Annotated in this window: 18 protein-coding genes and 1 pseudogene; 9 read left to right on the top strand and 10 right to left on the bottom strand. The window is 50.4% G+C overall.

Annotated elements, in window-relative coordinates; translation table 11 throughout:
- The first annotated feature begins 201 nt into the window (after positions 1-201).
- From GRPL_RS23645 to GRPL_RS23660, 4 genes are all read left to right on the top strand, one after another.
- Positions 202-738: a hypothetical protein gene (locus tag GRPL_RS23645; protein WP_032698271.1), complete on the top strand. Its 537-nt coding sequence runs from the start codon at positions 202-204 to the stop codon at positions 736-738.
- Between the two features lie 131 nt (positions 739-869).
- Complete coding sequence (locus GRPL_RS23650) at positions 870-1,319, top strand: STM2901 family protein (RefSeq protein ID WP_032698269.1); 450 nt, start codon at positions 870-872, stop codon at positions 1,317-1,319.
- Positions 1,313-1,639 carry a DUF1493 family protein gene (locus tag GRPL_RS23655; RefSeq protein WP_032689687.1) on the top strand — a complete coding sequence of 109 codons (327 nt, stop codon included), beginning with the start codon at positions 1,313-1,315 and terminating at the stop codon, positions 1,637-1,639. Before GRPL_RS23650 ends, GRPL_RS23655 begins: the two co-directional genes overlap by 7 nt.
- A gap of 17 nt (positions 1,640-1,656) precedes the next feature.
- On the top strand, positions 1,657-2,142 hold the full coding sequence (locus GRPL_RS23660; protein WP_032689686.1) for an Hcp family type VI secretion system effector: 486 nt from the start codon (positions 1,657-1,659) through the stop codon (positions 2,140-2,142).
- Between the two features lie 201 nt (positions 2,143-2,343).
- On the opposite strand, the gene symE is transcribed toward GRPL_RS23660, so the two are convergent.
- The 3 genes from symE to GRPL_RS23675 form a co-directional block, all read right to left on the bottom strand.
- The gene (gene symE / locus GRPL_RS23665; protein WP_032698268.1) at positions 2,344-2,676 is read right to left on the bottom strand and encodes an endoribonuclease SymE; all 333 of its coding nucleotides are present in this window, start codon (positions 2,674-2,676) and stop codon (positions 2,344-2,346) included.
- Between the two features lie 341 nt (positions 2,677-3,017).
- Positions 3,018-4,697 carry a glycoside hydrolase family 43 protein gene (locus GRPL_RS23670; protein ID WP_032698266.1) on the bottom strand — a complete coding sequence of 560 codons (1,680 nt, stop codon included), beginning with the start codon at positions 4,695-4,697 and terminating at the stop codon, positions 3,018-3,020.
- A gap of 60 nt (positions 4,698-4,757) precedes the next feature.
- The gene (locus GRPL_RS23675; protein ID WP_160873654.1) at positions 4,758-6,197 is read right to left on the bottom strand and encodes an MFS transporter; all 1,440 of its coding nucleotides are present in this window, start codon (positions 6,195-6,197) and stop codon (positions 4,758-4,760) included.
- A gap of 445 nt (positions 6,198-6,642) precedes the next feature.
- On the opposite strand from GRPL_RS23675, the gene xylA reads away from it, so the two are divergent.
- Together xylA and GRPL_RS23685 are read left to right on the top strand one after the other, a co-directional pair.
- Positions 6,643-7,962, top strand: coding sequence for a xylose isomerase (xylA, locus tag GRPL_RS23680; protein WP_032689704.1), 1,320 nt, complete (start codon positions 6,643-6,645; stop codon positions 7,960-7,962).
- 530 nt (positions 7,963-8,492) lie between these two features.
- On the top strand, positions 8,493-9,881 hold the full coding sequence (locus tag GRPL_RS23685; RefSeq protein ID WP_032698265.1) for a carbohydrate porin: 1,389 nt from the start codon (positions 8,493-8,495) through the stop codon (positions 9,879-9,881).
- A gap of 174 nt (positions 9,882-10,055) precedes the next feature.
- Here GRPL_RS23685 and GRPL_RS23690 read toward each other — a convergent pair.
- The 4 genes and pseudogenes from GRPL_RS23690 to GRPL_RS23700 all read right to left on the bottom strand — a co-directional run.
- A pseudogene (locus GRPL_RS23690) lies at positions 10,056-10,802 on the bottom strand (SAM-dependent methyltransferase); the annotation flags it as partial.
- A gap of 3 nt (positions 10,803-10,805) precedes the next feature.
- Positions 10,806-10,931 (bottom strand): hypothetical protein, encoded by a 126-nt coding sequence (locus tag GRPL_RS28420; protein ID WP_263424276.1) that lies wholly within the window; start codon positions 10,929-10,931, stop codon positions 10,806-10,808.
- Positions 10,932-10,941: 10 nt separating this feature from the next.
- The gene (locus GRPL_RS23695) at positions 10,942-11,199 is read right to left on the bottom strand and encodes a YjhX family toxin (RefSeq protein ID WP_032689681.1); all 258 of its coding nucleotides are present in this window, start codon (positions 11,197-11,199) and stop codon (positions 10,942-10,944) included.
- Between the two features lie 250 nt (positions 11,200-11,449).
- On the bottom strand, positions 11,450-11,695 hold the full coding sequence (locus GRPL_RS23700; RefSeq protein WP_032689680.1) for a helix-turn-helix transcriptional regulator: 246 nt from the start codon (positions 11,693-11,695) through the stop codon (positions 11,450-11,452).
- A gap of 125 nt (positions 11,696-11,820) precedes the next feature.
- Here GRPL_RS23700 and GRPL_RS23705 point away from each other — a divergent pair, with 125 nt between their 5' ends.
- Positions 11,821-12,081 carry a helix-turn-helix domain-containing protein gene (locus tag GRPL_RS23705; RefSeq protein WP_032689679.1) on the top strand — a complete coding sequence of 87 codons (261 nt, stop codon included), beginning with the start codon at positions 11,821-11,823 and terminating at the stop codon, positions 12,079-12,081.
- Between the two features lie 619 nt (positions 12,082-12,700).
- The gene (gene cspE, locus GRPL_RS23710) at positions 12,701-12,913 is read left to right on the top strand and encodes a transcription antiterminator/RNA stability regulator CspE (protein WP_007720208.1); all 213 of its coding nucleotides are present in this window, start codon (positions 12,701-12,703) and stop codon (positions 12,911-12,913) included.
- 238 nt (positions 12,914-13,151) lie between these two features.
- On the opposite strand, the gene GRPL_RS26410 is transcribed toward cspE, so the two are convergent.
- Entirely contained in the window at positions 13,152-13,310 is a 159-nt protein-coding gene (locus GRPL_RS26410; protein ID WP_015585265.1) for a YqaE/Pmp3 family membrane protein, read from the bottom strand.
- A 219-nt stretch (positions 13,311-13,529) separates the two neighbouring features.
- Here GRPL_RS26410 and pspE point away from each other — a divergent pair, with 219 nt between their 5' ends.
- The gene (gene pspE / locus GRPL_RS23720; protein ID WP_032698261.1) at positions 13,530-13,868 is read left to right on the top strand and encodes a thiosulfate sulfurtransferase PspE; all 339 of its coding nucleotides are present in this window, start codon (positions 13,530-13,532) and stop codon (positions 13,866-13,868) included.
- Positions 13,869-14,083: 215 nt separating this feature from the next.
- Here pspE and GRPL_RS23725 read toward each other — a convergent pair whose 3' ends face one another.
- Positions 14,084-15,628 (bottom strand): MFS transporter, encoded by a 1,545-nt coding sequence (locus GRPL_RS23725; protein WP_032689675.1) that lies wholly within the window; start codon positions 15,626-15,628, stop codon positions 14,084-14,086.
- Between the two features lie 23 nt (positions 15,629-15,651).
- Entirely contained in the window at positions 15,652-17,058 is a 1,407-nt protein-coding gene (gene uxaC / locus GRPL_RS23730; protein ID WP_032698260.1) for a glucuronate isomerase, read from the bottom strand.
- Between the last annotated feature and the right edge of the window lie 66 nt (positions 17,059-17,124).

Raw genomic sequence — 17,124 nt, 5'->3', positions numbered from 1 at the left:
TAATCAACGATGCGCATTACTCTCCATTACCGTTTCCTGCGGTAGGGACATTGCATCCCGGCGCGCTATCAGAAGGTTGTATTACTCTGCCACATGATTCAGATTTTGCCATGTTGCGCAATGCATTACTGAGAACACAGCGGGTAGATGTTCCTTGTATGAGTAAACTCAAGGCATACGGCACAATTGAGGTGATCGCCAATGGCAAAACATGCCCTTAGCTTGTTCCTTAAGATAGTGCTGTTTTTAGTGGTCATGCTGCTTGTCGCTAAGGTGATTACTTACGACGGTTTAGTCAGTTCGATCGTCGGTCTTTTCGATTTCCACAGCGCCAGTCTTTTTACTCGTTTCATTCTGGGTGAACCCGATCTAGAAGTGTGGGAATCGTTACATTTTTATTTCGCTATTCTGATCAATATCCTGATCAGTGTTCCTGTCATGAGCGCGATGATCACCGCTTACAACGGCATGACGCGCAAAGTTAATTCAGCCAACCTCTTTGGTGACTGGATTTTATCCACCCTGCGACGTCTTGTTAAGGTATTCGCGTTCACATTCCTCTTCTGGGCACTGTTCCGCTTCCTGCCTTACTCGTCTTTTTTTCCTGACGGAGAAACATATTCAGCTTTCATTACTGCGTCTGCCCTGGCTTTCAATCTGCTGCTAACCATGGCTTGTTATTGGCTCATCATGAATGAAATCACCAGTAAAATTTATTCTTTATTTAATGCGATATGACCGCGCTATCTGCTGATTTTTACTGAGAATTTTATGAGTGTTCTGTCATAAAAATCATACTATTACTATATTTCGGCTGAAAAATAATCGCTATAATTGTCATTTCTACATTAATCATAATGGATTGTGATATGGATTCAGTAGAAGAGCTCAATGGAACATACTTTTATAAGGCTGTCTGTAATATTTCGGCAGGAGAGCTATTTTTCTGGGTTTTCCTCGACAAAATTGATGAACAATTTGGCGGGGTTACCGATCTCTTAGGGATGGCTTGTATCGTTCTTGGGTTGCCGGTATTGAAAACCAGAGGTAAACCTTACGGAGCGACACCTGGTACATCCGTCGCCTCTAAATATTCTCGGGAATTCCTTAACGTGCATCTATCCGTAAGGCTCCCCACTCTGACAAATGCCAGCATCCGAACGCTAAAACCGATGATGACAAACAATTTAGGCGCATTCGTTGGGCGCACGATTCCTGTTATCGGTTGGGTATTATTGGCGAGCGATGTCGCTCAGATTACTTATAAAACGGTGAATACCTACAACACCATAGCCAGAAAAGAGGATCGTGTATGGTGACGGATAGCGAAATATTAGAGTTTTTCAGGGGAGAGTTATCTCTTGCAGTGACGTTTACTTTTAAGCCTATCCCGATTGAGTTTGATACGCCATTGCAAGGCTATGCCGAATGGGATGAATTACCTTATGCCATTGATGATTTCGGGAAGAAATTTAATGTCGATGTATCAGCGATCAATTTTGATGCCTACTACCCGTGGGAAAGAGAGTCTGTCTATCGCAAATGGTTTAACAAAGAGCCGATCAAGCAAGTATCAAAGCCGCTAACTGTACGAATGTTCGCAGAGTCAGCTAAAGCTGGTCTCTGGTTATATGACTAATTAAAAGGAGTTTAAGAATGGCTGTTCCCGTTCACCTGTTTTTGAAAGATGATGGCGGCGCGATGATCCGCGGCGGTTCCGATGTTCAGGACCGTGAGGGGAGTGTAGAACTTCGCGGCCTGACGCATAATCTCAGCATTCCTACCGACGGCGCTACAGGGAAATTAACCGGCACACGTAAACATGCGCCGTTTCTGTTCGATAAAGAGATTGATTCCTCGAGCCCATACCTTTACAAAGCCGTTGCCACTGGTCAGACGCTGCAAAGTGCTGAATTCAAGTTCTACCATATTAATAATGCTGGCCAGGAAGTGGAATACTTCAATATTCTGCTGGAAGGGGTGAAGGTTGTTTCTGTGACGCCAATTGTCCACGATACGCGAACGATAACCGGTACGGGCCATCTGGAAAGTGTGCAGCTACGCTATGAAAAAATCACCTGGCGTATTGTAGATGGAAATATCCAATATACAGATGCCTGGAACGAGCGTGCTACGGCATAAATGATGGTCCCTCGTTATACTGAACTCTATTCACTATCAGGTTCCTCTGTCGACGACCAAAGAGGATAATCGGGTGGCTCTTAAAACTGATCTGATTCAGGTTACCCTAATAAACATACGATGTTGCACAGGAAAAACCGTTTTTTACCCCCGCTTGCACCTGAAAAACAACCGCTCCTGACGCATCAGGAGCGATATTTATTAGCTTCGTACACGTTTCCCCGCAATCACCCCGATAAACTCTCTTACCTGTTTCTGCTTCCTTGCCGACAGCTTCTCAACCCGACGCATCGCTTCTTCCAGCTCCGGTTCCGGCTCTACTGCCGTCAGCACGATACAGCCTGCCATTACCCGTACTTCCACCTTTGTACCCGTCGCGAAACCCGCGGCTTCCAGCCACTGACCCTTCATCGTTAACGCCGGAATACGACTATAATCCGGAAAACGGCTCACATAGCTCACGGTTAACTGACGCTTATTTTTCGGCGACACTTCTGCAACACATGAATCTGCAATACAATCGACTTCAGTCATAATTGCTATTCCCAACAAATAGTGATTGTGATGAGCGGTGCGGGTGTGTTGGCGCACATCCGCATCGCGCTAAATAACACCTGTAAATCTAACCAGTGAAAAAGACAAAGTCCAGCGGATAATAAAACGTAATAGACGCGTTCTGGCTGGCTTTAAGAATCTAAGGATAATATTTGGTGTAGATATTTATGCTGCGAAAGCAAAGCGCCTGGATAGGATTATTTTTGTGTGGCAATTAAAGGAATTAACACCAGGAATGACAATGTCATGAATAACGTGAAGACTGAAAAACAGCAACAGAAACCTACGTTATCGTTAAGATAACGTAGGCTCATTATGATTTAATTAAACCGTGATTCGCTGGCCTGCCAGCTATACGTACCATCGGCCATTAACGCATCGCCCAGCTCCTGATAATGGAAATCATAAAACTCTGCGCTGGCGTCATAACCTGAGTAGTCTACAGCCGCAAGGCCCACGAACGCCCCGGTAAAGAACCCGCCATAGCTTTGCAACACGTAATCATCGGAAAGGATAGCTGCATCTAATTTAACGGGGATTTCAGTGAAGTTGACCCCATCAAAACTGTATTCATAGCTATACGTTTGTTTGCGAACTTTGGTGCGGAACCAGACGAACTCGGTCCCTTCGGGGATCTTGATGGCATCATCTTTCAAACAGGATGTGTATTTCCCGCGGTTATTTTCACCGATCTCAATGACTGAGCCATTAATCTCATTCCAGGTGATGAACACAAAGCTCCAGTGGCGATCGTTGTAGTAATTCGTTAATCCTGCCATCTGTTGATAATTGAACGGATTAAATTTCACTTTAACCTGGGCATCAAAATAGAAGGCCTGCCAGCGTCGGGCAATCAGCGACAGGTTATGCGTATTCGCTAATGAACCTTGCCCGATTAACGTCAGCTTGCCATCGCCGGTGGTCCCCATTTTTTCTGTGAACGGAACCCGCAGCGTATTCCAGTTAGGATCGAGCGTTGCTGTTTTAAACGCATCGTACTGACTATGGTCTTTGGCACTTTCGGTGTAAATGGCATCGGTGGGTCCTTCGACAAAGGTTTTCCCACCGTGGCCCCCTTCGATACGCGGCCAGCCGTCGGCATCCCAATACACTTTCTGGATCGCGGTTTCTCTGCCCAGAGTTGACCAGCCACGTGGATCATAGGCCGACTCACCTGGACGATTCCACGGACGGGCGCAGAGCGAGGCATAATACCATTCACCTTTGGGGGTGGAGACCAAAGCACCATGCCCCTGCTTCTGGATGTAGCTGTCCGGGGTATCGACGTTCGTTAAGAACACTTCCCCTGGCTCGGTTTCGAAGCTGTTGGCCTCTAAGGTTCTGGAGCGTGCAACAACCTCCTGGTGGGTAAAGACGGTCCCCCCCTGCGCGGCGAAAAGATAATAATAGCCGTTCAGTTTGTAGAGGTGTGGCCCCTCGACCAGTGCAACGGCGGTGCCCCGATAAATGGTCCGCGCGGTTGCCGGTTTTAATTTCAGTGTCTTCGTATCAAGCTCAGTTAACGTGATGCCATCGAAGGGGTGATGGTACTCTCGATGGTCCCAGGTTTGCTGCACGATATATTTACGCCCGTCATCGTCATGGAAAAGCGAGGCATCAAAACCGACGCCATTCAGTTTGATGGGATCTGTCCACGGACCCCGGATATCGGTCGCGGTGGTCAGATAGTTGGTCATGTCTTTGAAGGCGCCTTCGGTGATTTTCACGTCGGTATACACTAACCAGAATTTGCCATCGGCATACGAGAGCGCCGGCGCCCAAATCCCACCTGATGAAGGGTTGCCTTTCATATCTAAAAGGGCGGTGGTAGACAAGGGACTGGGGAGCAGATTCCAGTGTTGCAGGTCCTTTGACTCATGTAACCGAACGCCAGGGAACCACTCAAATGTCGAGTTGGCGATATAGTAGGTGTCCCCTACACGGATAATACTGGGGTCCGCATTAAATCCGGGTAATACAGGGTTTTGAATAAGTGACATATCATTCTACCTTTTTAAAATATCCAAATTTATATTTCTGAATTCTTATTAATTTTTTAACTATACCCGGATCTCATCCAGCTGACGGTTGATCTCGGTGACATTTTTATCTGAGATAGGATAGAGCTGAATAATAATCATCGAAATAGCGGCTAACACGATGGGCATCCACACCGCGGTCATAATGATTCCGTCGATAGCATTGGCACTTTGTTGCGCGCCGGTTTCGCTAAAGCCATAGGCGGCCAGTAACCAAAGTGGAATCGCGCCGCCAATCGTGAAACCAATCTTGAAGAACAGTCCCATAATCGCGTTAATGATGGCGGCATTGCGTTTGCCTGATTTTAATTCGCCATAGGCGATCACTTCCGGAACAAGCGCCCACATGAAGCCGGTCGCCGAGGTTAAGCCCCATTGTTTAATGAAGGTTGCGACGTAAGCAAGCCACAGGGCATCGTGCATGCCTTCGCGTGACCACACGTAGGTCAGTAATTCACCCACAATAAACATGCCAAGGAAAAGATGGAAGAAGCCTTTTTTACCGAAGATTTTCTTCAGCCTGGACCAGAAGATAGGGAAGATGATACCGGGAATTGAGGCGACAAGACCAATCGCTCCCATCCATTCAGAATGACCGACAACAAACTGATTGAAAAAGCCATTGACCGTGTTCATGAAGAACATGAAGGTAAAGGCTAACATGAAAAAGAATCCGAGAATGACCAGCGGCCGGTTATTTTTAAGTTCAAGGAATAAATCTGTCGCTTTTACGTTAGCCGTCTGTTCTGCCGTCGCGACCACACGTTCTTTGGTGAATTTATAGCAGAAGAAAAGTGCCGCTGCGCCAATTAACATATAGATTGAGTAAACGCCGAACCACGCATAGTTAGCTGACGGGTCGGTATAGTTACCCATATTCAGCTGAAGGCCAAAAAAACCCGTATCCTTGAGGCTGCGATCTTTTGGTGAGGCCATCTGTACGAACATCGGGAACAAGGTATAAACAAGCAGGTTGGCGCTGTTTGCCAGCATCATGCGGGTACTGGTCAGTTTATCAATTGATTCAGGGTCTCTCGTCAATGATGCATTAAGCGAACCATAAGGAATATTCACCAATGAATAAACTAAATCCAGTGCCAGATAAATGATAAACGCAAAAGGAACCGAACCTCTTATTCCGGGAATAGGCGCAAAAAGCAACGCGGAAAGAATCACGAGGGGAATACCGGCTCTTAAAAGCCAGGGGCGATATTTCCCGGCGCTTGAACTTCTTTTGTCAACATAGGTGCCGACCATCGGATCCCAGAAAACATTAACGATGCGCACAAACAGAAATATAAACCCCGCCGTGGCGGTGCTGATGGTATTTACCGTCAACATGTGAAGAGCAAGAAAACCGCCTATCGTCCCAAAAACAAGGTTTTGCGCAAAATCACCCATCCCATAACCAATGCGTTCCCCACGAGTTAATTTGTGATATTCATCATGCCGACTTTGCATTATGTTCTTGCTCATTCTAATCAAGTCTCCGGTCTCTTTTGTGAATGTGAAACACTTTCTGACACAGATGGCCTCAGGGAATCCATTACGATTTTACATTAATTAATTATGTTTTTTTACTTCTGTGATCATCGAAACTCAGGCTCTCTCCAGAGCGCGTACCCAGCGTGCTGACGAGTCGCTGACAAGCAATATCGGCGGCAGGAAAATGTCCCCGAAAACACCTGGTTTTTTATTTTAGTGATTGCCATCTTAATCCCTCACGAAGGAAAGGGGGGTATGGCTATCAGTGTATTTAATATGTCGCGTTATTATTTGCGAGATGGTTCACATTTGCGCATTTTCTTAATTGCCGAATGAAATAACGTAATTGAGCCGCCTGCCAGGAAAATACAGGATAGGTCAAAATTATTTATTTTTCGCTTCCTGAATGACGGAGTTCATTATGCCAGTTTATTTCGACCAACTTGACCGCGTCCATTTTGCCGGTCCCAAAACAACAAATCCGCTGGCTTTTCGCCACTACAACCCGGATGAAATCGTGCTGGGAAAAAGAATGGCAGAACACCTGCGCTTTGCCGCCTGCTATTGGCACAACTTCTGCTGGAATGGCGCCGATATGTTTGGCAGCGGTTCTTTTGAACGACCCTGGCAACAGGCTGGCGATGCGCTTAGCCAGGCAAAATATAAAGCTGACGTCGCTTTTGAATTCTTCCATAAGCTCAATGTGCCGTATTACTGCTTCCACGATGTGGACGTCTCGCCAGAAGGCGCATCGTTGAAAGAGTATCTGAATAACTTCGCCAGAATGACCGAAGTGCTGGCGCAAAAACAGCAGGAAAGCGGGGTGAAATTGCTGTGGGGGACTGCTAACTGTTTTACCAACCCGCGCTACGCCGCCGGGGCGGCAACCAACCCCGATCCGGACGTCTTTGCCTGGGCGGCAGCCCAGGTCGTTGCCGCCATGAATGCCACCCACCAGTTGGGCGGCGAAAACTATGTGCTATGGGGCGGTCGCGAAGGTTACGAATCTCTGCTGAATACGGATTTGCGCCAGGAGCGTGAGCAAATTGGCCGCTTCCTGCAGATGGTGGTTGAGCACAAACACAAAACGGGTTTCCGTGGCACCCTGCTTATCGAACCTAAACCGCAGGAACCCACTAAGCATCAATATGATTACGATGTCGCGACGGTCTATGGCTTCCTCAAGCAATTTGGCCTGGAAAAAGAGATCAAGGTGAACATTGAGGCTAACCACGCAACGCTTGCCGGGCACTCTTTCCACCATGAAATCGCCAGCGCCATTGCTCTGGATATTTTCGGCTCCGTTGACGCCAACCGCGGTGACGCCCAGCTTGGCTGGGATACGGATCAGTTCCCGAACAGCGTAGAAGAAAACACGCTGGTCATGTACGAGATCCTTAAAGCCGGCGGCTTTACCACCGGTGGCCTGAACTTTGATGCCAAAGTCCGTCGTCAAAGCACCGACAAATATGACCTGTTCCATGGTCACATTGGCGCCATGGATGTGATGGCGCTGGCACTCAAAAAGGCCGCTCGCATGATTGAAGACGGTCAGCTGGAGCAACGCGTTGCAAAACGCTATGCCGGCTGGAGTCGTGAAGTGGGTCAGCAAATTCTGCAGGGGCAAATGTCGCTGGCGCAAACCGCCCGGTATGCCGAACAGCATAACCTTAATCCTCAGCATCAAAGCGGACATCAGGAATTACTCGAAAACCTGGTCAATGCCTATCTCTTCGAATGAATCCTGCTTGCATGCCCCCGCGGGGGCATTGATTACCGGTGCCATTCATCGTGACTGAAATTTATTGCGGCGCATTCGCGGTGAACCCGATGCGGTACTGATATATAGACGACTCCTGCGGACTGATAAATACGCTTTCTACAACCCCGAAGAGCAGAAGAGACCGGAAATCAGCGGGCCACAGAAATGACGAGCAATTAAGTTAAAGAGAACCATTGATGAAACGGGCCTTTGGCGAAAACATCTGCCGGGGCAACACCTGTTGTGCACGACAAACCGAGAGGGAGGGCCAAAGACCGCTGTCATCGCAATCATCAATAATGCTGGTCGATGAATTATTCGAAGACATTATTCATCTGCACCGGCGCACATCAGCAAATATCACTCATGGAGACATTATCACCAGAATAGCGTAAAGCCTCTGCGACCGTAAAAATAACAATGATATTGTTCTTATGATAGCGACATATTCTGTCACCCAGAATGGGATTGTTATTATCTGAATACAATTAAACTATATTGAGATAGACATGAACATGATAAAAAAACTTCCATTAACTATGGCGGTTATCGCCGCGCTTTGCCCTTTTTCCTCTGCTATGGCCCAAGAATTTACTCAGGAACAAATTGACGCCATTGTGGCGAAAGCCGTCGATAAGGCGCTGGCGGACCGCCAGGCGAAAATGGACGCCGCCGCTGCAAAGAAGGTGGATCTGGAGACCAACCCACAAACTGCCGCACAGTCGCCGGATATGGCGATTCCATTCGGTCTGAAGTTTAGCGGCTACGCCCGCTACGGCGCCCATTTCCAGACCGGCGATCAGAAATATATCGGTGTGGATGGGTCCTATAACGGTGCCTCGGCGATTGGTCGCCTGGGCAACGAAGGTAACGGCGGCGAATTCCAGATTACCAAAGCCTTTAAGAGCAGCCAGGGCGCCATCTGGGATATCAACGTGATGTTTGACCACTGGAGCGACGAAGTTAACCTGAAAAAAGCCTACGTTGGCGTCACCAACGTACTGGCATCCAACCCCGGCGCCTACCTCTGGGCAGGACGTGACTTCCACCAGCGTCCACAGCAGGGCATCAACGACTACTTCTGGATGAACCACGATGGCCAGGGCGCCGGGGTGAAAAACTTCGATATCGGCGGCGTGCAGTTCGATGTCGCGGCGGTTTCGCAGGTAGAGTCCTGTAGTCCGGAAGTCATGGCCGACGAGTCTAACCCATCGCGCATCACCTGTACCGGCGGCTCCGGCACCGGCGACGACGGTCACTATGCGCTGACCACCAAAACCCACAACATTAAGGCCGGGCCCATCGATGTCGAGGTCTATGCCAACTACGGCTTTGACTCCAAAGCGGTGGACAACGACGCGCAGATTGATGCCTGGCAGGGCGGCCTGCTGTTGAGCCACACCAACAGCGACGACAGCGGCGTAAACAAAGTTATCCTGCGCTATTCCGATAACGCTGATAACAGCGTTTACAACAAAACGGACGGGTTGACCACCGTCTACGCCAGCTTCGAGGGCAACTATAAGTTCACCCGGCAGGCGCAGGTCGAATACCTGTTGGCCTTCCATGACTATGACAACAGTAAGGACAACACCGACAACCGCAAGAACTACGGCGCCATCGTTCGTCCGATGTACTTCTGGAACGATGTGCACTCCACCTGGCTGGAAGCGGGTTACCAGCGCGTAGATTACGATCAGGGCGGGGATAACCACGGCTGGAAGCTGACGTTGTCGCAGAACATCGCGATTGGTATGGGGCCGGAGTTCCGTCCGATGCTGCGCTTCTACGTGACCGGCGGTCAGGTCGACAACCAACGCACGGCGAAAGTGAACGGTACCAGCGACGAACAGCTGGATTCCCTGAACGTGGGCGGCATGTTTGAGGCGTGGTTCTGATGTCACGGTAAGACGATATCCCTCTCGTGACCATGTTATCCACCAGAACTCTTAGCTTGTGATGAACGGCATCCCTGTCGGTTGGCCATCAGGCTGAGAGGATCTGGTGTGATAATGTGTCGAACATGCCCGAATGGCGGTATAGCCCGTTTCAGCTATACCGCCAGCTTCACTTCAGCGGGCGATTAATGCAAACACGCCCCAGCCAAAGTATTCCCGGGTCCAGGTGACATGGCGTTTGGGGGCTATCGTCAGTTCGGTTCGAACCTCCGGGGCAAAGTCATCGTCAGGGTTTTCCTCCAGCCAGCGGCGCATAGTGAGCCACTTCGCGGCTTCGTAGCGATCCCAGCCTTCCTGGTCCGCCAGCACCATTTCCACCACGTCATAGCCGAGTTGGTCGAAACAGGCGACAAGGTCGGGAAGGGGAAGGAAATCGGCAACGGAGGAGACCCCGCAGGCCTGGGCTATCTCTTCCGTCGCGGGGAGCTGACGCCAGTACGGTTCGCCAATAAGCATGAACCCGCCCGGTTTCAGACTCTGCGCCAGTAGCCCGACTGTCCCGGCAAACCCACCGGCAATCCATGTCGCGCCGACGCAGGCGGCCACATCGTATTTCTCTTCTGCAACATACCCTGCGGCATCGTTATGAATGAAATGAACCTTACTGCTGACGCCGAGCTCTTCTGCACGCCGCCTGGCCTGCGCGGTGAACAGCGGGCTCATATCGATGCCGGTGCCGGTAATGCCATGATCGCGCGCCCAGGTGCAGAGCATCTCACCCGAGCCGCTGCCGAGATCGAGAATGTGGGTGTCCGGCTTCATGCGTAACACGCGACCCAGGGTGGCGTACTTTTCCGGGGTGAACGGATTATGGATGCGATGTTCACTTTCGCTAATCGTAAAAATACGTGGGATATCCATGAGTTAATACCTTTTATTGACTTGGGCAGGAGAGCGGGAGATGGCCTTGTGGGCCTCCGGCGTGAAATAAGGCTTGTCGCTGGCATCGCTCTCGTCGGTGATATGAAAAGTAAAGTGGTCTGCGGTCATCGCTCTCTCCTTAGCGGTTATCGGTCTGGGCGCGAACGTTGTTCAGCCCGGTGGTATTAATACGATAGGGTTGACCGTTGACGGATTTGATCAGCTTTTTGGTTTTGAGTTTTTTGAAAACGGCGAGCGTGCAGTCGGCGAGCAGAAGCCCTTCGCGGCTGTAGCATTCCACGGAAGTCACGCGGCCAGATGCATCGCGGACGTGCGCAATACGTCCACCTTTGGCGAGAACGTGTAAGGTACGTTGTTCCTGACGGGATAAATTCATGCTGGAAAACCTGTTTAATCATCATGTGCAAAACGTGCAAACACACAGCGGTGTCCGCATTCGATTTCGGCGCATTGATAATCAGTCCGGCCTGAAAAGGTCGGGGAGCTGATTATCGGATGATGACATTCTCCAGCATCAAAGCCTCGGGTTGAGTAGATAGGTATTTACGGGGTGAATGATAACACCTGTTTTTTATCAGGGAATAGCCCGGATTAAAAAGTGTGATCCGGATAAACTCGCCTGACGCTCAGCGCTGATACCAGCCGGCTACCACTTCCGCCAGATCGTCTTCAACCGTATAGAAATAACAGGCCGGGATCTTCAGCACTTCTGCCAGCCGACAGGCCAGCGCGAAGTCGGGAGTGTGGATGCCGCGTTCATACTGGTTCATCCGCGCACTCGCCGTCGCCTCATCAATACCCGCGAGGATACCCAGTTTTTGTTGGGAAAGTCCCGTTCTGAGGCGTGCTTCTTTTAAACGGTGCGGCAGCATGATGATCCTGAAAGACTGGAAACAGAATCACGATTCTGGGAGCTGTTAGTTGAAAATGTACTAAGTATTACTTAGTGTGTTGGTGGTAATATGAACGGCTTCACTAACGCAAAGGAATGAATGAGATGAACAGAACTGATATGCATCCGGCTGATATCATTGCGCAATTAAAAAAGCGTAACCTGTCTCTGGCGGCGGTGTCCCGCCAGGCGGGACTGAGCTCGTCAACGTTAGCCAACACGCTGTCTCGCCCCTGGCCTAAAGGGGAGTTTTTGATCGCGCAGGCGCTGGGTATCGACCCTGCGGAAATATGGCCGAGTCGCTACTTCGATCGGCAGGGCAATCCGATCGACAGGATGAAACGGATTCGTGTAAAGGGTGAATAATCCACGTGGGACGGCAGGAGCGGATGCCCATCCGCAGGGCAGTAGATCCGGCTACCGGTTGGCGTTAATCACCGGCGGTATAGCGTGACCGTGGGGGAAGGGCGCGTCCTGGTTTCCGCAGCCATTTAAACCCGCCTCACGCCCGTCTGTTCAGCAGGTTTTTACCCGTGTTTAGCCCGCCCGGCCTGCCCGCAGAGCCGGTTCATTTTCTCATTTGTTCCTGTTTTCTCTCATGACATTGATGCCTGCGGCACAGGCATGACCCTTGATCGCAAAATACGAAAACGAATCCGTGAAATATCAGGCGTATTGCTATTGTGCGAAGCTGAGATGGCGATTGATGTTACCGGCTACTTTTAACAGACATATGGCCATCCGGGTGTTTAAGCGGTTAAAATAAAAAAACATAAACCTTGCTATAATAATTTCTCTATGTCTTAATGACGTCATCGGTTTGGAACACAGACCTTATGAAAGCAGTTTTAGTAAAGCAGTCCTCAGTTCAAGAGCTATCCACAGATACCCTTCTTCATGAGCCTCCTCCTAAGTGCCAAATAAGTAACTCTAAATACAGGCCATCATCGCCGCTCTTAGTGGCTCATTAATTAAGGAAGTATCTATGTCTAATAAAATGACTGGTTTAGTAAAATGGTTTAACGCAGATAAAGGTTTTGGCTTTATCACTCCGAACGACGGCAGCAAAGATGTATTCGTACATTTCTCTGCAATCCAGAGTGACAACTTCAAGACCCTTGATGAAGGCCAGCAGGTTTCTTTCACCATTGAAAATGGCGCGAAAGGCCCGGCAGCCGGCAACGTCACTCCGCTGTAAGCCGCGCTCATTATCAGCGACGTTTACAATAGCGATGAAGGCGATAGCCTGAGCAGATAAGCTCTGCTGATAATAAATGAACCCGCCCTGTGCGGGTTTTTTGTTGCATGCAGTTTGCCGAATTAACCTCCCTTCTTCGCTCAAAACGGGCGGCTCACCCCGTAAAAATGAAATAAGATGCAGATGCAAAATACCTGAAAAAATAAACGGCGCCGCTGCGCCGTCATGATGATATTGGTTAATCGCGCGTTTGTACCCAGAATGCGTGAATCAGGCCGGGGATATAACCCAGCAATGTCAGGACAATATTCAGAATAAATGCCCAGCCAAATCCTTTACCCAGTAATACGCCAAGTGGCGGCAAAATAATCGTTAAAACAATTCTCCAGAATCCCATACCTACTCCCTATAAAATCAACGTAGAAACCGGTGACGTTATCTTTAAGCATAGTAATTTTAACTGAGACTGCCAGTTTGCCTGCCGTGCTGACTTTGCGCACAGATCATCGATTATCCGCTTTCTGCCCATTTTCCTGATCAGGTCAACGATCGCCCGGGATACCTTCGCTAGTATCATTTCGGGTGACCAGGAAAACAAATAAGGAGAACTATCGTCATGTTTAATCTGACCCGGGTAATGAAAAAAACGATCTTGACCGGCGCCATGCTGATGGCGTCCACCTCATTGTGGGCGGCTGAGCACTGGATTGATGTCCGCACCCCAGACCAGTTCCAGGATACGCATGTTGAAGGGGCGGTGAATATTCCCCTGAAACAGCTGGATGCGCGCATCGGCGAAGTGGCAAAAGATAAGAATGACACGCTGCACCTGTACTGCAACACGGGGAACCAGTCCGGCAAAGCAGAAAAAATGCTGCAAGGCATGGGCTATAAGAATGCCGTCAACGAAGGGGGGCTGAAGGATGTCGAGAAAACGCAGAAAATGGTGAAGTAATTCACTTGCTCCAGCGCGAGAAGGTGCCTTAAATCCCTCTTTTTGCCCTGCTCCGGCTTCACCTGCGCGGCTCACGCGTCTGTTGTCGTCGAGTGATAAAATCAGGAGCATGTCTGGCGGAGAATCCGCGGCGATGGATCGGCTGACCTTGATCGGGTCAGCCGGGCAGGGCTACCGCGCGGCAGCAGGCGTGATGCCGCTGCCGGCGGTATCTGTCAGTTCAGTACCGAGGTGGGTTCGCCCGCCTTTACTCGCTCGGGCGGGGTGTCACCCCAGAGCGTGTCGTAGCGATAACCCGTCAGGTCTTCAACCACATGGCGGGCTTCAGGCGTGACGTCCTGTTTAAGACCGTTCGCCTTCAGGCGCTCAATCTCATCGACAAAAATCTTGTGCGTACGTTTGTTCAGATGGAAGGTCAGCGCCTGCCACAGGGCAATCAGCAGCAGCACGGCGGTGCCGGCAAACAGCAGTGTCGCGATGGTATTAATCGCTTCCTGAGGCTGAGTCAGGCTCCCTTTCACGAAGCCGCCGCTTTGCAACAGCAGGCCCACGGCAAAGGTGGCGATTGCGACCGTCGTTTTACGCGAGAACGTCATCACCGCGGCAAACAGGCCTTCACGACGCTGGCGGGTAATCATTTCGTCAATATCGGGAATAAACGGGAAGACGTTCCACGGCGTAAATTCCAGCACACAGCGGCCGACCTGATAGATACCTGCGATGATCACCAGCAGCATGACCTTGTTGTCGGTCGGGAACTGATACACCAGGAAGAAGCCGCCGAGGCACAGCAGCATCAGGCTATAGGCGAAGACATAGAGGCGAGAGGGACCATACTTAATGATCGCCACGCCCGCCGCCAGCGTAACCGGGAGCCCGACGATACTCATCGACAGCAGCGTGCCCGCCAGTGAGGATGAGACGTTCAGGCAGTAGACGCAGAAAAAGACGAACACGGTGTTGTAGACGTCCTTCGCCGTGAAGGAAAAGAGATAAATCGCCAGATGCTTACGGAACGCCCGCACCTTCAGGGTAGAGGCATACTCCTTAAACAGGTTGCCAAAGGCGACAAGCTTCTCGGCCGCCGTGGTCGACTTGCGCTCTTTTTCCATTTCCGCCAGCATTTCCGGCGTCAGCTCGCGTTCCCAGGTCACTTTCCACGAGATAAAGACGCAGACCATAAACATCACGGCAAACACCACGCCGTTAACCAGATAGGCATCCGCATTGTTTTCACCCAGCGCGCCAATCAGCAGACCGGGGATAAAGGTGGCGAGAAAGGTCCCGGATGCCGACAGGAACATACGGCATGTGGACAGTTTGGTCCGGCTATTAAAATCTTTGGTCATCTCGGAGGGCAGCGTTTCCCACGGGATAAGCACCATAGCGGCAATGATCTCAAAGGCCAGATACACCGCGAGATAGAACCAGTAGTTCATGCCGTTTAGCCACAGCAGGGTGTAAACCAGCATGAGCGGCGCGCCGATCAGCAGGAAAAACCGCCGCCGGCCAAATTTCTTACCCAAATAGTTTTTATAAAAATGGTCCGTGAAGCTGCCCATAAACAGGCTGACGATGGCATCCACGATACGCGCGATCGCAACAATCGACGCCGCTTCAATCGGCGACAGGCCGACAAAGGTGGTATAGAAGAAAAGCAGCCATGCGCCAATGACGGTAAATGCGCCGCCACCCATAATATCCGTCAGACCGTAGCCGATACTGACGGGGATGGTCACTTTTCTGTTCTTACGAGTCATGGTTTATCCCTGTATCTGACGGGTCAAAAACGAAAATAACGACGGGCGTTGTCCACGCAAATACCGCGGATCATGGCGTCGAGGATGGCGCGATCTTCCGGCACTTCACCTTTCTCTACCCAACCGCCAACCAGGTCACAAAGGATCCGGCGGAAATAATCATGTCGGGTGTAGGAGACGAAGCTGCGGGAATCGGTCAGCATGCCGATAAAGTTGGCCAACAGCCCCTGATCGGCCAGCGTATTGAGCTGGTTAACCATGCCGCGTCGGGTATCGTTAAACCACCATCCGGAGCCGAACTGCAGCGGTGATTTCATGCCATCCTCGCCGCTCTGGAAGTTGGCGAGGGTCGAGGCGACCACGTCGTTATAGCTGGCATTGAGGTTATAAAGAATGGTTTTCGGTAGACCGCCATTTTCCACCATGGCGTTAAGCAACGCGTTCAGGCTCTGCGCAAGGTGAGTTTGATCGCCAATAGAGTCAAAGCCGCAGTTGATGCCGACCTTGTCGAACATGGTCGCGTTATTGTTGCGAATAGCGCCAAAGTGAATCTGCATTGCCCAGTCGCGCTGCTTGTACATTTTGGCCAGCGCGACAAAAATCATACTTTCCCATGCCTGAAGCGCGTGCTCATCCAGCGTCTCTCCTGCCAGCCGACGCTGAAACAGCGCGGCCTGCCCGACTTCATCAAGCGGGCAAAAACGGATCGCCAGCGGACCGTGGTCCGATACGCGACAGCCCGTGCTGTGGAAAAAATCAATACGCGCTTCGAGAGCGGCCAGGAAACTATCCAGCGAGGTGATCGCCCGCTGGGTTTTCTGCGCCAGTCGGGAGACAAACGTCAGGAAGCGCTCGGGGCAGGTGTCGAACAGCTCATCAGGACGAAATGTGGGCAAAACGCGTGGGGAAAAGTCGCTTTTTGCTGCCAGCAGCCGATGGTATTCCAGATCGTCGAGCGGCCCGTCGGTCGTGCACAGCGCTTCCACGTTTGAACGGCGGATAAGCGCCTGCGGTAAAAAGTCGTCGTGGCGTAATTGCGTATTACACCGCGCCATAATATCGCGCCAGTTTTTGCTATTAAGCGTTTCGTCGATCGCAAAATAATGTTTCAGCTCAAGGTGGGTCCAGTGATAAAGAGGATTGCCAAAACTGGCTTCGACAGTTTGCGCCCAGGCTTCAAATTTTTCTTCGGCGGAAGCATTACCGGTAATTCTTTGTTCCGATATTCCATTAGCCCGCATTGCCCGCCATTTGTAATGATCGCCTTCCAGCCACAGCTGAGTAATATCCGTGAACGGTTTATTCTCCCAAATGGCTCTGGCATCAAGATGACAGTGGTAATCAATAATCGGTAACGCTTTTGCAATCTCAGAGTACAGCCGCTGACCTGGCGCGTTGTTTATCATAAAACTATTGTTTATCAGTGACATAAAAACTCCGTACACGATGTCGCTTTTACTACGCATCCCCAGTGTTAAGCCGGGACCGGTGTATGA

The organism is Klebsiella planticola ATCC 33531 (genome assembly GCF_000735435.1).
In the GTDB taxonomy this organism is placed as follows: domain Bacteria; phylum Pseudomonadota; class Gammaproteobacteria; order Enterobacterales; family Enterobacteriaceae; genus Klebsiella; species Klebsiella planticola.
Note: the sequence above shows the minus strand (reverse complement) of the source record. Positions and strands in the feature narration are given on the sequence as shown.

What these genes read in the sequence shown, in the direction of transcription:
- GRPL_RS23645 (WP_032698271.1), top strand. Translation starts at nt 202, where the DNA reads ATGGCAAAACATGCCCTTAGCTTGTTCCTTAAGATAGTGCTGTTTTTA.
- GRPL_RS23650 (WP_032698269.1), top strand. Translation starts at nt 870, where the DNA reads ATGGATTCAGTAGAAGAGCTCAATGGAACATACTTTTATAAGGCTGTC.
- GRPL_RS23655 (WP_032689687.1), top strand. Translation starts at nt 1,313, where the DNA reads ATGGTGACGGATAGCGAAATATTAGAGTTTTTCAGGGGAGAGTTATCT.
- GRPL_RS23660 (WP_032689686.1), top strand. Translation starts at nt 1,657, where the DNA reads ATGGCTGTTCCCGTTCACCTGTTTTTGAAAGATGATGGCGGCGCGATG.
- symE (WP_032698268.1), bottom strand. Translation starts at nt 2,676, where the DNA reads ATGACTGAAGTCGATTGTATTGCAGATTCATGTGTTGCAGAAGTGTCG.
- GRPL_RS23670 (WP_032698266.1), bottom strand. Translation starts at nt 4,697, where the DNA reads ATGTCACTTATTCAAAACCCTGTATTACCCGGATTTAATGCGGACCCC.
- GRPL_RS23675 (WP_160873654.1), bottom strand. Translation starts at nt 6,197, where the DNA reads ATGCAAAGTCGGCATGATGAATATCACAAATTAACTCGTGGGGAACGC.
- xylA (WP_032689704.1), top strand. Translation starts at nt 6,643, where the DNA reads ATGCCAGTTTATTTCGACCAACTTGACCGCGTCCATTTTGCCGGTCCC.
- GRPL_RS23685 (WP_032698265.1), top strand. Translation starts at nt 8,493, where the DNA reads ATGAACATGATAAAAAAACTTCCATTAACTATGGCGGTTATCGCCGCG.
- GRPL_RS28420 (WP_263424276.1), bottom strand. Translation starts at nt 10,931, where the DNA reads ATGACCGCAGACCACTTTACTTTTCATATCACCGACGAGAGCGATGCC.
- GRPL_RS23695 (WP_032689681.1), bottom strand. Translation starts at nt 11,199, where the DNA reads ATGAATTTATCCCGTCAGGAACAACGTACCTTACACGTTCTCGCCAAA.
- GRPL_RS23700 (WP_032689680.1), bottom strand. Translation starts at nt 11,695, where the DNA reads ATGCTGCCGCACCGTTTAAAAGAAGCACGCCTCAGAACGGGACTTTCC.
- GRPL_RS23705 (WP_032689679.1), top strand. Translation starts at nt 11,821, where the DNA reads ATGAACAGAACTGATATGCATCCGGCTGATATCATTGCGCAATTAAAA.
- cspE (WP_007720208.1), top strand. Translation starts at nt 12,701, where the DNA reads ATGTCTAATAAAATGACTGGTTTAGTAAAATGGTTTAACGCAGATAAA.
- GRPL_RS26410 (WP_015585265.1), bottom strand. Translation starts at nt 13,310, where the DNA reads ATGGGATTCTGGAGAATTGTTTTAACGATTATTTTGCCGCCACTTGGC.
- pspE (WP_032698261.1), top strand. Translation starts at nt 13,530, where the DNA reads ATGTTTAATCTGACCCGGGTAATGAAAAAAACGATCTTGACCGGCGCC.
- GRPL_RS23725 (WP_032689675.1), bottom strand. Translation starts at nt 15,628, where the DNA reads ATGACTCGTAAGAACAGAAAAGTGACCATCCCCGTCAGTATCGGCTAC.
- uxaC (WP_032698260.1), bottom strand. Translation starts at nt 17,058, where the DNA reads ATGTCACTGATAAACAATAGTTTTATGATAAACAACGCGCCAGGTCAG.